The organism is Bacillus cereus group sp. BfR-BA-01523 (assembly GCF_022662615.1).
Lineage (GTDB): Bacteria > Bacillota > Bacilli > Bacillales > Bacillaceae_G > Bacillus_A > Bacillus_A mycoides.
In genome coordinates, this window is record NZ_JAKUDX010000004.1 from 412,690 (window position 1) to 426,198 (window position 13,509).

Sequence of the window (13,509 nt, forward strand, 5' to 3'; positions counted from 1 at the left end):
GGTAATGCCTTACTCTTTTTAGAAAATATAGTACAAAAGTTAAAAAAACACATTTAACGAATATTCAATCTTTCTTTCAATTGTTTTAAATAACGCGATCTTATAATTAAGAAGTATACAACTTGAATACCTACGAAAATACTTAATACAATTGTATTTTCTTTAAACAGTGAGTACTCAAACATTTGTCCTAACGCAGTTAATGCTACTGCCCCGTGTAATGTTGCAACTCCAACTGGAACGAAGAATAAAAGCGCTAAGCGGATTGTGACTACTTTCGATAATTCCCCTCTCGTCAATCCAACTTTTCGAATCATTTCAAATAAACGAGTATCGTCCTCCAAATCTGAAAATAAACGGAAGTAAAGGAAGCTTCCTGCACAAACGAAAAATACAATACCAATAAAGAAACCTACAAATAAAATGGGTCCTGCGATTTGTAGACTTTGATTTTGATCGTACTCTTCTGCACTAAACGTTGAATGTTCTTCATAAGGCTTCATCTGAAGCGTAAGTTCCTTACCGACCTCAATTTCATCTTTCGCGGATTGTGTTTTATACATATAATCTTTTTCTTCTTTAAATCCATCTTGTAATGAATCATATTGATTTTTAGAGATTACATACACATTACCTCTTAGTATTTTACTTAATGAAGAAGTATTAACTTTTTTCACATTTAAAGGTTCATTCATATTTGGTAAAGTAATTTCTTTTCTTTCTTTCATCGGTGGTCCGGGTATTTCGACTGACAAAAATAAAGCCTCTTTATTTGATACAGTATTAAATGGTTCTCCTGTTAACTTTGCATATTCTTTATAATCTGATTCTTTTATAAAAATGGCGCTTCTTAACGACTGCTCCTCCGTTTTCTTCGATGAAATATTTATTTTTGAAGCTGCTATATTATGTTTCTTTAATCCTTCGTCAATGATTTTCAGATGCTGTGACTCATTGCTATTACCTTGCTTAGACTGATAGTGAAACGCAATTGGTCTGTCCATAATTTCTTTCGTCATCGAAGCAAACCCAACTAATGTACCTATTGCTGAAAATGCTACTGTTGAAATAATTGTTACAATAAAGAACATCCTTGCATTATCTCTCATACGGTATGCTAAATCTGACAAAGTAATAATATTTGTCTGTGTCCAATAGAAACGTTTGCTTTTTTTACATAATCGAATAATAAAGACGCTCAACTGCTTATACAGCAAATACGTACCAATAATGACTACCGTTGTAACAGGAATCATCATTATAAATACCATTGCACCATTTGACATAAGAGCTCCTGCATAACCAGCACTAAGCAATACTACTGCTAATATAGAAGAAATTATAGATGCCTTCGGTTCTGGCTTCGCCTCTGCTGATCCTCTAAACAATTTCATAATTTTATTTTTACGAACCATTCCTGCACTAAACAATGAAATGATCATAAATAATACGAAAAACATAATACTCGTTACAACAATCGCTTTCATCGGTATGTAATAGGATAAAGAGATATCTAGTTTTAATATCATCGGAGCTACAAATATTAATATTCCTGAAAACAACATACCTGAAAGAATCCCAAAAATTATTGCCCCTATTCCAATCATTATATTTTCAAAGAAGATAAGACGCTTTAATTGATATTTCGTCATACCTAACATCATTAAAATTCCTAGTTCACGCTTTCTCGTTTTTAAAAACATTCCCATTGAATATAAAATAAAGAAGAATGTAAATAAGTAAATAATAGACTGCGCAAAAGACATACTTACGAATACGTACTGTCCTAATTCTCCAGCACTTAATGCCGGATGAAACGCAAAAAATGAATACACAAAAAAGGCCATAATTGCAAATGCACTACTCAAAAAATAAGCTGAGTATGTTCGTCTATTTCGCGTTACATTTCGAAATGCGAGTTCTCTAATGTTCATACTACTTCTCCGCCCTTCTACTAACTATACTTTTATATTAGTAAAGTTCGGAAATACCTTCCATCGATTCAAATGACAAAAACCTTACATTATTGAAAGGTTTTAAACAATTGCTTATATAAAACAGTTTCATTATAATGACTACATTCATACACGCATCCTATTGTATATTCGTTAGTTTTGCGAAATAATAAAGGATAGAAGTATGTACCAATATACATATAAACTTATTTACCGCTTTAATATGAATAGGAGGAAAACATAATGACATTACAAGAACAAATTATGAAAGCATTACATGTTCAGCCTGTAATTGATCCGAAAGTAGAAATTCGTAAACGAATTGATTTCTTAAAAGATTATTTAAAAACTACAGGTGCAAAAGGATTTGTACTTGGAATTAGCGGCGGACAAGACTCTACACTGGCAGGACGTTTAGCACAGCTTGCAATCGAAGAAGTTCGTAATGAAGGTGGTAACGCAACGTTTATCTCCGTACGTCTTCCATACAAAGTACAAAAAGATGAAGATGATGCACAATTAGCATTACAATTTATTCAAGCTGATCAGTCTGTTGCTTTTGATATCGCTTCAACAGTTGATGCTTTCTCAAATCAATACGAAAACTTATTAGGCGAATCATTAACAGATTTCAATAAAGGGAACGTTAAAGCGCGTATCCGTATGGTTACACAATACGCAATCGGCGGACAACAAGGGCTACTCGTTATCGGAACTGATCATGCTGCTGAAGCTGTAACAGGTTTCTTCACAAAATTCGGAGATGGCGGTGCAGATTTATTACCATTAACGGGATTAACGAAACGCCAAGGACGTGATTTATTACAAGAATTAGGTGCAGACGAGCGACTTTACTTAAAAATGCCAACAGCTGATTTATTAGATGAAAAACCAGGTCAAGCTGATGAAACAGAGCTAGGCATTACTTACGATCAATTAGATGACTATTTAGAAGGTAAATCCGTTCCAGCTGACGTTGCTGAAAAGATCGAGAAGCGTTACAAAGTGAGTGAACATAAAAGACAAGTACCAGCGTCAATGTTTGATGATTGGTGGAAATAGAACATAAAAAAGAAGCTAATCTCATTTAGCTTCTTTTTTATACGTTAACGATATACCCCTACTCTTTTCTCTAATAAATCCTGCAAGCAATCTTCATGTTGTTTATTAAACAATGGCGGCATTTTGTCTAAAGGGAAAAACTGCAAATCTAACGTTTCATCACCGTCTATTTTTGTATTCCCTCCAACGATTGAAAACTTAAAGAATATTACAATTGCCTGTGCCTGATCTCCATTCGGATATGCTTGAAAATATTTCGTATACACACCAATGAGCTCATCAATTTCCACATCATATCCTGTTTCTTCTTTTATTTCTCGAATCGCAGTTTCTGCCGCAGATTCCCCGATCTCCATTGCACCGCCTGGAAATCCCCAAGCATTAAAGTCTCCTCTTTTTTGCAGAAGCACTTCACCAAATTCATTAAATACACAACCTCCCGCAAAATTCAAAATAACATAATCATGCCCTATTTTTTCACGTAATTCCTTTATATAATTCGCCATCTGCTTCTCCTTTTTATCCATCTTCCATTATTCTTTTTTATCTTTTTCAAGCAATTCAATAATCCGATCTAACTTCTGATTCATATTAATCACATGTTGTTTTTTCATAGTGTTTTTTTGCAATAATCTTTTAATGAACAGAGTAAATGATACAAAAAACAAAACGATAAGCCCGATTACTAGACAAAAATATATCAATGCAAATATATTATTTTCGAACAAATTCATTCAGCTATCACATCCTCTATTTTCAATTATTTTATCACGCAATTCTAAATAGTCAACGATATTATAAATCAAACACAAAAAGAGCACCTTTTAAAGATGCTCTTTTTCATTAATACGTAAATGTAATTGTCGCTAATGAATAACCTGCCATTGCACTATATGGCGCAACTTGATAAGATACACGCTTTGCACCTTTTGGCCAAGCTATTTCATCTAGTACTTTCTTTATATCTTGCATCGTTCCATCCATTGACTGCTTATATCGTACTTCTACTTTTTCTGGCTTGGAAGCAAATTGTTGCTGTAATTTTTTCTTAAACTCATTGTAATTTTCCGCTCCGTATTGTGCAGATAAATACTTTAAATTTGTTTCTTTTAACATTTGTTCATATACAGCAGTTTTTGAACTACCGGCTTTTATTTTGCTTGTTAATTCGTTGAAGTAGCTTGTAGTTGCCGCTGGATATTCACTACGATCCCATTCATGGTCTTTGCTTAATTGTTCATCAGACATATTAAAATATGAATATGTTACGCGCCCAGCTTTATCAGGAACTGGATCATCGAATGTAGTATCAAGGTGGTACCACTTGTTATCAATGTTCACTAAATTCCATGCGTGAGCTTGTCCATTCCCTGTACCTGTTACAATATGATTTTGAATACCTGCTTCTTTTAGTAATTGATATGTTAACAATGTATATCCTTGGCAAACGGCAGAACGATTCGCTAACGCATCATACGCTGTATATGCTTGATAAGAAGTATCATATGATACTTCTTTCACAACATAATCATGAATAGCTTTCACTTTTTCATGTTCATCCATGCCTTGTTTAATGATAGAATTTACAATTGCTTTCGCCTGAGACTTTACATACTGTGTTTGCTCTTTTGATTCACGATACTTCACTTGTAATGTAAATGTATAATTCCCTGGCATCCCTTTTATAGAATATTTAGTAGACGCTACATTATATTTTACATACTCATCAGCATCTACAATTTTATTAAACTCGCCATACAATTGGTCCATAATATTTCTAGCATTTCTATCTTTTGTTTTATATGTGATTGTAATATTTTCTTCTCTATTATCAATCTGTTTTTTTAATTCTTTTCTGAAATCATTTAACAACGTTGCATCTGATTGTGTTGTCACTGTAGTCGGATTCGTAGCCGCATAAGATACAGCTGACGCCTGTAAGCCTCCCATTACTATAGTTGAACAAAGTGCGGCAGCTGTCACATACTTACTTGTCTTTCCCATCTTGTCACTCCTTACATTCTATAACTATACAAAAAAGTATCGTATAGTTTCAGAGTATACAATACTTTTCAAAATAGGTCATATGAGATTATGCATATTTAACATTTTTAAAAGGGTTGTTCTTTTAGCAAGTTTGTAACACACAGCATGTATTTTCAAAATGGCGATTTTTCAAGTCTTCATTTCCAATACAGAAATAAAGCATCCCTAAATCTCCCCACATCATATTACAATTTTTAGTATCTGAATCAATTTGGAATAAGAGCGTCATATGCTGTGGATCTATCCCCATATATTGTCCAGTCTCGTACAATACCTCATCTTGTACAGAGAATGGTTCTCCAAACATTTGATGATTATCATAGTTGTCTGGGATTAGCTCTTCAAGTAATTGCAAGAAACGATCTGAATCCGCCTCATCTTCAATGAAAAGCTCCGGTAATTTATACGTCAGTTCAAAAGTAATTGCACACTGGTTATATTTCGCTTGTATTTCATCTGCTCTACGTAATTGCTCTACAGGGATATCATAATAAAGTACACGTCCAGCTTCGGTTGGATCCACATCTTCTTCAAAGTAATTTTCAATACTAAAGAAATATAACATCCCTGTCTTAGGAAGATTATGATCCATACCAACGTTTTGTAAATCACTTAAATTAAATTGTGCGATAAAACGTAACGGATTCTCTTTGTATGTTGGATATTCAAATGTATTTGGCAAATCAGGAACTCCGCCCATTTTCGAACTGCCTATCGCAATTATTTCCTGTTGTTTTGGCACAACTTTTACACAAGGAAATACAGTATTAATAAGTTCCTGTTTCAAATGTGTTAGTTCATATTTATCAATTAATATTTCAATTTTCTGTTCCATAAATTCTCCTTACATTTACATACTTATTTGTATCATAGCACAAAGATTATACTTCATTCATTGTAAATTCAACAAGCCCTCCAAAAAACGGGCTTATCCCTCGTACGCGAACAAGTTTAAAAAAGCATAGTATACATTGTTCCTACAAACACGATAATTCTTTATTTCTTCCAGTACATTTTCCCCTCGTTCATTTTTATTTTTAATTTAAGGAGGAATTCCACATGGGTTACGGATATAGTTGCGGCGGTTACGGCGGTGGTTACGGTTACGGCGGTAGTTGTGGTGGCGGTTGTGGTTATGGAGGTTTCGCTTTATTAATCGTTTTATTTATCCTTCTAATCATCATCGGAGCTAGCTGTTGGGGCGGCTTTGTAGGCTGCTAGTAAACTTAAAAACTATTGTAAAAAAGCACGTACAATACGTGCTTTTTTTCCATTTTCATTTTTTAGAAAGGAAGTATGTTCAATGAAAATTGATGGTGTTTTTGAAGGAGGCGGTGTACGCGGAATTGCTCATGTAGGGGCAATTTGCGCGTTAGCCGAAAAAGGATATGAATGGGAACGTTTAGCTGGAACATCAGCCGGCGCTATTATTGCAGCTCTTCTAGCAGCAGGATATTCTTGTTCCGAATTAAAGACGATTGTAACAGACATTGATTATGAAAAATTCACTAAAAAAACTTTTCTTGATAAAATCCCCTTTATTGGTAAAGGATTAAGCGCTTGGTCTACTCTAGGTATTTATTCAAATGTATTTCTCGAAGAATGGCTAGAAGACCTGCTTAGAAAAAAAGGAATTCATTTGTTTACAGACTTACCCGATTTGAATAAACTCAAAATTATCGCTTCAGATATAAGCAATGGTAAAATGGTTATTTTTCCTGATGACTTGCCAAACTACGGATTTTTAAATTATCGCTTCTCTATCGCTAAAGCAGTAAGAATGAGTGGAACCATTCCTTTCTTCTTCGAACCAGTGAAATGGAGAACCCCAAAATGGAAACAACCTTGTTATATGGTTGACGGCGGTATTTTAAGTAATTACCCAATTTGGATTTTCGATTCACCGACTTCTCCTCGCTGGCCTACCTTTGGATTTCATTTTGTAAAAGATGAGATTCAAGCTGATCCCGCCCACTATGACGAACCTATTTCCATGTTCAAAGGATTATTTAAAACGATGATGCAAGCTCATGATTTACGTCATTTAGATAAAGAATCAAAGGCTAGAACTATTACAATTCCAACAGGAATCATTACCAGTACTAATTTTCAACTAACTAAAGAAGAGAAAGAATGGCTCTATAACTCTGGTTATAATGCAGCTAATAAGTTTTTACAATCCTGGAACTTCAGACAATATGTTGATGAATATAGAGACGGCAATCAGGATCGAAAAACAAATCGGTATTTCCGCCAACTTGACTCATAATTATATTATTTTCCCTGTCACACTTTAATAGTAAATAAGCCTAATAATATAGTACATTATTAGGCTTATTTACTTCTTATGTACTCTCCCATTATTTAAGGATAAGTTAACCCTTCAGCTTCTTCTGCGGTAATTACTATGTAACGGTTTCCGGTTCTTAATCCTAACAGTTCTGCTTTTTCAACTGCATCCTGTTTTGTCTCTGCATAAGCAGCTAAATATTTATCCCCATCGATAATTTGGCAAATCACATATTGTTTCATGGTTTTCTCCTTTTACCCTTTAATTAATTGCGCAATCTTTTTTATTCCAACTTCAATTTCTTCTACAGTTGCATAGGAATAAGAAAGACGTAAAAATTGGTTAGCACTTCTATCATACAAAGTGCCTGGGTTTAACAACACCCTTTCTTGTAAAGCTTTTTCAAATAAACTACGATTCGAAATTGGTAGATTTATATGTAGCCAAATGTAAAAGCTTCCTACTGGCTCATGCCAAGTTGCAATGCCACTACAATACTTTTCTAACATACTTATCATAAAATCTCTACGTTTTTTCAATTCACTTCTTACAAACTGTAAATGTTCATCATACAATCCATTTTCAAACCACTCCGCTGCAATCTGCTGGGATATAGAACTTGAACCATAATCAGTTTGCATTTTTATATCTGCTAATCTTTGAATAACTGATTCTGATCCAACAACCCACCCAATTCTTAAACCAGGACTAATGACTTTGGACATACTTCCAATATGTAGCACGATACCATTTTTATCATATGCCTTTAAAGGCTTTGAAACTGGTGCATCGAACCATAAATCTTGATATACCGCGTCCTCAATAATAGGTAATCCAATTTCATTACATATCTCCATCACTTCTTCCCTCTTCTTAGCGTTCATACTAAAATTGGTCGGATTATGAAAAGATGGGATTGTATATAAAATAGATGCGTTAAATTGTTTCTTATATTTTATGATATAGGAAGTATTTATACCATTCTCATTCATTGGTATTCCAATCAAGCGCATTCCTGCTGATTGAAATACATTAAGCGAATATAAATATGATGGTTTTTCTAATAAAATTGACGCTCCTTTCGGAAGAAGCCCCATAGAAATAAGTTGCAGTGCTTGGATTGCTCCCGAAACAATTAAAATAGAGTCAGGAGATACATATACCCCATGCCCTTTTAAATATTCCGCAATTTTTTCTCTTAAATGGAGATTTCCTTTCGGTTCCTCATACCCAAGTGTAACATTTGATTGTAAAATTTTATTAATAATACCCTTCATCTTTTTCTCAGGCAAGAGACTCGGTGAAAGTTCACCTGTTCCTAATCGAATTACATTGGGAGTAAATTCAGCTTGATTAATCTCTTGTACAGCAGGAAGATTCGGATAATGAAGTCCTGTTTCTACATAAGACTGCCAGTTTGGAGGCGGGGCATATGTAGAAGTACTCTCACTATTATTTATAACAATTGTTCCCTTCCGGCCATTCCCCTCAACATACCCTTTGGCTATTAACTCATCAAAAGCCATTACAATTGTACTTCGGTTCACTTCAAACGTATGCGCCAAATCTCTTTGTGAAGGTAATTTAGTTCCAATTGTCCATTCCCCATTAACAATTCTCTCTTTTATATAAGATTCTATTTGTTTATACAAAGGAATAGATGAAGACATATTTGGTTTCCAAACGAGCCTTTCCATTATCTCACCTCACATATTTTATGGTTGGTAACCTATCCAACCATATGGATGGATACAAATTTTCATTTCTTCTATACAATATAGACTATCATAATTAATCAAATTAAGTAGGAGGTAATCTGATGAGTGAAGCAATTATTCACGGTATCATCCTTGCATTTGGTCTTATCATTCCATTAGGTGTCCAAAATGTTTTCGTCTTTAACCAAGGCGCTAGTCAACCAAATATTTGGAGAGCTGCTCCTGTAGTCTTGACTGCATCTATATGTGATACATTATTAATATTAATTGCTGTACAAGGTGTCTCCCTTGTCCTCTTAACTTTCTCTTGGTTAACAACCACCTTGTATATGATTGGATTTTTCTTTCTTATGTATATGGGCTTGGTTATTTGGAGAAGCGATCCTTCAAATGATGTAAAACAAGAAAAAAGCATGCCTTTAAAAAATCAAATTATTTTCGCCGCATCAGTTTCATTACTAAATCCACACGCAATTTTAGACACAATTGGTGTAATCGGAACAAACTCTATACAGTACATAGGAAGTGAGAAATGGGCTTTCACTTTTGCAACAATTATAGTTTCTTGGATCTGGTTTATTAGTTTAGCTTTTGCTGGAAAATTTCTTAAAGGATTTGACTCGACAGGAAAAACGATTATAGTATTAAATAAAATTTCAGGGCTAATCATATGGGGAGTCGCACTTTATATGTTAAAACAAGTTGTTTTTCCTAACTAATTAAAGAGAATTGCATGTTATGTAATTGGCATGCAATTCTCTTTCGCATTATGAAGTTGGTTCCGGTTTCTGTTTTAACATCATTTCATCTTTTGCTGGTTTAATCCAAATAATTGCTATGACAGCACCAATAGCAGCGAAGATGCTTGTTAAATAAAACACTTCATGGTCTGCCCCTTTCATAAAAAAAGAATACAGGGGTGGTCCAGCTGCTACACCGATAAATCGCATTGAACTATAAAATGACGTAACTGTCCCCCTCTGCTCTTTTTCAATCCCTTGTGTAATAAGAGCATCTAGACATGGTAACGCCATACCAATTCCTCCCCCCATAATAATGAGACAAAGAAGTAGCAAATAGATTCCTTTTAGAAATAAAGGTAAGAAGACAGATGCAGCAGCCAGTAAAAATCCAATATAGATACACTTTTTCATAATATCTTGTTTATCTCCAATTTTTTTACCAGCCATATATGAGCTAAGTGATAGTACAAGTAAAGGAATAGCGAGTACACACCCTTTCCATATACCATGAATATCGTACTTCGACTCCAGTATAGTTGACAGATAAAAAAGTATTCCGAATAAAATAAGCATAATAATTGCACCTAGTATAAAAATGGCAATTAACCATCTTCCCTTTTCTCGAAACGTAGAGATAATAGATTGAATAAATTCTTTAAGTGGTGGGACTTCTTCTTCTTGTTTCTTCGCCTTTACTAGTACCAGTAGTAAAACAATCGATATTACACATAAAACTGGAATCGCCCAAAATGGTAAGAACCATACAATAGCTGCAAGAGCTGATCCTAATATGGGACTCAATACTTTTCCAAATGTATTTGACGTCTCAATGATTCCTAAACCTGCACTAACCTGTTTTTCATCTTTGTATAAATCACCGACACATGGTATGACAACTGGCATAGCACCAGCAGCACCTATCCCTTGAATTGCTCTTCCGATAAGAATCCAAACATAAGGGTTATCAACTTTCCATGATACCCATCCCGTTATCGCTCCTCCAATAGCTGCAATTAATAAACTTGGAACCATTACCATCTTTCGTCCCCATCTATCTGATAAATAACCAGCGATCGGTATAAGTATAATTGCAATGATAGAATAAATTGTAATTATCATGGATACTTGGAAAGATGAAATATGTAATTTCTTTTCAATGGTTGGCAGGATTGGAATAAGCATTGAATTACCTAGCGTCATAACAAGTGGAACTGATGCAAGTGCAATTAAACAACAGTTTTCTTTTTTTAACATGTTAATTTCGGAACCTTTCATCATATATTTCTTACCATATAATAGCCCTGCTGGAAATTATGTTTACATTCCACCAGGGCTATTTCATCTTTACTACTTTCCATTTACAACAAAAGAAATTGGGTAAAATATAGCATTACTCCTATTCTTTGAATCCTGTTCACAATATATCCATACCAATTAATTGAAAATAAAAAAGAAAGGAAGAATCCTTCCTTTCTCCTATAACCTTCTACATTTAGCGAGTATATCCGCCACCAAGCTGCTGTTCTGCCATCGCTACAAGGCGTTTTGTAATTTCACCGCCTACAGAACCGTTTGCACGTGAAGAAGTATCCGCCCCAAGCTGTACACCAAACTCTTGTGCAATTTCATATTTCATTTGATCTAGAGCTGCTTGTGCTCCATGTGATGCTAATTGATTAGCGTTACGATTTCTAGCCATTACCGATCACCTCCTTATATATATTAAACTGTATCAAATCCGAAATTAAATACATGGTAATTTTTGGTTATTGATAAAAATAAAAAAAGAGTCTCCTAAACGAGACTCTTTCATCATTTCACCTTATGAACTTACTACTTCTAATTTTCTATTCGTTAATACTTTCATTTCTTCTTTCAATATATCTTTCGCATTATGCCCAAACCATTCAAGCGAAGCAAAATGATCAGTATCTCTCACTTCCCGGATGATTTCATCATAGTTTACAATACCTTCAAATAATGGAACCATTCCTACACGACTTCCAGCAGCGGCATATACATTATTTGGTTCAAACACGTGTAAATACTCCGCTGATGATATATTCTTAAAATGGTAATGTTGTATCCACGGCTTTAATCGATGAAAACTATCTACAGGGTCTGCACCAGACTCCCATATATGAAGAAAATCAAGGTTTATTTTTAAATATGGATGATTTACTTCTTCTAACAATTTCAAAGTAGACGGCAATGTATCCGTTAACGTATTTGGATGTGTTTCTAATAGTATATACATATTATGCGGAGCAAATAGATCACAAATCATGCGAATTCGTTCCACATACTCTTTTCTCTCTTGTTCCGAGAAATCCTCACTACCTTTTTGCCCGGCAAACGTACGAATTTTATTTGTATTAAACCAATTAGCTAGTGTTACCAGCTGTTCACATTTTTCCATCGTTTTTTGAAAATCCGCTAATAATGATATGTCCAAGTAATCACTTATCATCGTAACTTCTAAATTTTTATCCTTTAAATAATCTATTTCTCGTTCTGTCGTTTCACGCTCTTGCATATATAAATTTTGTGCATGGGTCCCCCACAACTCAATTCCTTCAAAACCGTTTTCGTATGCAAATTGAACAATATCAGTAAATGAAATTAGTTGATGGCGAAATGAAATTGTACATAGCGAATATTTCATTGGTTTGAACTCCCTTATCTTAAATTCAATGAACTTGTATTAGTTAAGAAAGACTGATTTGTTATCATTTCTTTCCATAACAGAAACTGTTTCTCTAGTTCATCTTTAATCTGCAGTTCAATTGTATTCATTTCATCAAGTTTCTCAACAATTGGTAATAACATATCTTTATTATTTGTCATTGCCATTTTAATAGCACGGTACTGTACATTTGTAAATCCTTGTACAATGTCTTCCACTCGATCACACCAATAATCAAATTCTTGCTCCGAATATTGTAAAGTTTCACGGAAGTATGCAAAGGCATGTTCATAGCTATATTTACGTATTGCCAATACGGGTATTTGCTTTACTGCCGTTACGAGCCCGGAAAGTGAATACCCATCCTCTTCGTTTACCATTTTTATTATTAATTTTTTTAATTCCATTGTTAGTTCATTATCATCTTTTTTGAATGTTTCCATGAAATAACTTTCTACCATCTCTTGTGTTGGCTCCTGAATTCCTTCTATATCAATGAAATAGCCTCCACCAAATGGGTTGTCTTTAACAGAATGGAGCACTTTTTCTCTTTCCATATTCCCTTCCCAGCGAAAATCAGGATCAAGCATGAACCATTCCTCTTCTTTCTCTGTCTTCGATATCATTAAGTAATGCGGAAACGGTTTTTGATGAAACTTATTTTCTCTCTCAGGCAATAAAGACATATCAACCATTACAATTACGTAACGATTTTCCGGCTTATTTTCTACTAATTCTAAAAATGTTTCTACATTGCTACTTTTATCTTTTGAATGATCGTACCATTCGTTCACTTTAATGCCATACAATTTTTCATACCAAAGTAAGTAGTTATCATGATTAATGTTTTCGGAATGATAAGAAATAATCCCGCCTTCTGTTATATCAAAATCTCCATCCCATAATCCGAAATAAAATGGACGGAAATCTATATCGCTACGCCTTTTTATAATTTCACAAAAACAACTCACTAAACAGTGAACTTTAATTGAAGTCATACTCTCATCCA

General features: G+C 34.2%; 15 protein-coding genes. 4 read left to right on the forward strand and 11 right to left on the reverse strand.

The annotated features are described in order from the left end of the window. Nucleotides 1-53: 53 nt before the first annotated feature. Complete coding sequence (locus MR066_RS14065) at nucleotides 54-1,934, reverse strand: FtsX-like permease family protein (protein ID WP_242247501.1); 1,881 nt, start codon at nucleotides 1,932-1,934, stop codon at nucleotides 54-56. 264 nt (nucleotides 1,935-2,198) lie between these two features. Between MR066_RS14065 and nadE the strand changes: the two genes are divergently transcribed. Continuing rightward, complete coding sequence (nadE, locus tag MR066_RS14070; protein WP_242247502.1) at nucleotides 2,199-3,017, forward strand: ammonia-dependent NAD(+) synthetase; 819 nt, start codon at nucleotides 2,199-2,201, stop codon at nucleotides 3,015-3,017. 44 nt (nucleotides 3,018-3,061) lie between these two features. Here the strand turns inward: nadE and MR066_RS14075 are convergent, their stop codons facing one another. From MR066_RS14075 to MR066_RS14090, 4 genes are all read right to left on the reverse strand, one after another. Beyond that, a complete protein-coding gene (locus MR066_RS14075; protein WP_002130989.1) occupies nucleotides 3,062-3,523 on the reverse strand; it encodes an NUDIX hydrolase in 462 nt (153 codons plus the stop codon). Between the two features lie 27 nt (nucleotides 3,524-3,550). Further along, entirely contained in the window at nucleotides 3,551-3,751 is a 201-nt protein-coding gene (locus tag MR066_RS14080) for a DUF4083 domain-containing protein (RefSeq protein WP_002064945.1), read from the reverse strand. Between the two features lie 109 nt (nucleotides 3,752-3,860). Beyond that, nucleotides 3,861-5,021 carry a transglutaminase domain-containing protein gene (locus MR066_RS14085; RefSeq protein ID WP_242247503.1) on the reverse strand — a complete coding sequence of 387 codons (1,161 nt, stop codon included), beginning with the start codon at nucleotides 5,019-5,021 and terminating at the stop codon, nucleotides 3,861-3,863. A gap of 124 nt (nucleotides 5,022-5,145) precedes the next feature. Further along, a complete protein-coding gene (locus MR066_RS14090) occupies nucleotides 5,146-5,898 on the reverse strand; it encodes a YwqG family protein (RefSeq protein ID WP_002141373.1) in 753 nt (250 codons plus the stop codon). Between the two features lie 224 nt (nucleotides 5,899-6,122). Here MR066_RS14090 and MR066_RS14095 point away from each other — a divergent pair, with 224 nt between their 5' ends. Then, nucleotides 6,123-6,284 carry a YjcZ family sporulation protein gene (locus MR066_RS14095; protein ID WP_002012392.1) on the forward strand — a complete coding sequence of 54 codons (162 nt, stop codon included), beginning with the start codon at nucleotides 6,123-6,125 and terminating at the stop codon, nucleotides 6,282-6,284. Between the two features lie 82 nt (nucleotides 6,285-6,366). Beyond that, complete coding sequence (locus MR066_RS14100; protein ID WP_002141372.1) at nucleotides 6,367-7,332, forward strand: patatin-like phospholipase family protein; 966 nt, start codon at nucleotides 6,367-6,369, stop codon at nucleotides 7,330-7,332. Between the two features lie 95 nt (nucleotides 7,333-7,427). Here MR066_RS14100 and MR066_RS14105 read toward each other — a convergent pair whose 3' ends face one another. Both MR066_RS14105 and MR066_RS14110 read right to left on the reverse strand, forming a co-directional pair. Continuing rightward, nucleotides 7,428-7,595 (reverse strand): DUF3933 family protein, encoded by a 168-nt coding sequence (locus MR066_RS14105; RefSeq protein WP_002012388.1) that lies wholly within the window; start codon nucleotides 7,593-7,595, stop codon nucleotides 7,428-7,430. Between the two features lie 12 nt (nucleotides 7,596-7,607). Beyond that, entirely contained in the window at nucleotides 7,608-9,050 is a 1,443-nt protein-coding gene (locus tag MR066_RS14110; RefSeq protein WP_242247504.1) for an aminotransferase-like domain-containing protein, read from the reverse strand. A 122-nt stretch (nucleotides 9,051-9,172) separates the two neighbouring features. Here MR066_RS14110 and MR066_RS14115 point away from each other — a divergent pair, with 122 nt between their 5' ends. After that, nucleotides 9,173-9,790 (forward strand): LysE/ArgO family amino acid transporter, encoded by a 618-nt coding sequence (locus tag MR066_RS14115; RefSeq protein WP_061675419.1) that lies wholly within the window; start codon nucleotides 9,173-9,175, stop codon nucleotides 9,788-9,790. A gap of 48 nt (nucleotides 9,791-9,838) precedes the next feature. Here MR066_RS14115 and MR066_RS14120 read toward each other — a convergent pair whose 3' ends face one another. From MR066_RS14120 to MR066_RS14135, 4 genes are all read right to left on the reverse strand, one after another. Next, on the reverse strand, nucleotides 9,839-11,089 hold the full coding sequence (locus MR066_RS14120; RefSeq protein WP_313954312.1) for a bacillibactin exporter BcbE: 1,251 nt from the start codon (nucleotides 11,087-11,089) through the stop codon (nucleotides 9,839-9,841). Nucleotides 11,090-11,306: 217 nt separating this feature from the next. Then, entirely contained in the window at nucleotides 11,307-11,513 is a 207-nt protein-coding gene (locus MR066_RS14125; RefSeq protein WP_000113539.1) for an alpha/beta-type small acid-soluble spore protein, read from the reverse strand. A 123-nt stretch (nucleotides 11,514-11,636) separates the two neighbouring features. Then, nucleotides 11,637-12,479, reverse strand: a complete 843-nt coding sequence (locus MR066_RS14130; RefSeq protein ID WP_002031414.1) for a sugar phosphate isomerase/epimerase family protein — start codon at nucleotides 12,477-12,479, stop codon at nucleotides 11,637-11,639. 14 nt (nucleotides 12,480-12,493) lie between these two features. Beyond that, the gene (locus tag MR066_RS14135) at nucleotides 12,494-13,498 is read right to left on the reverse strand and encodes a DUF6005 family protein (protein ID WP_061675416.1); all 1,005 of its coding nucleotides are present in this window, start codon (nucleotides 13,496-13,498) and stop codon (nucleotides 12,494-12,496) included. Between the last annotated feature and the right edge of the window lie 11 nt (nucleotides 13,499-13,509).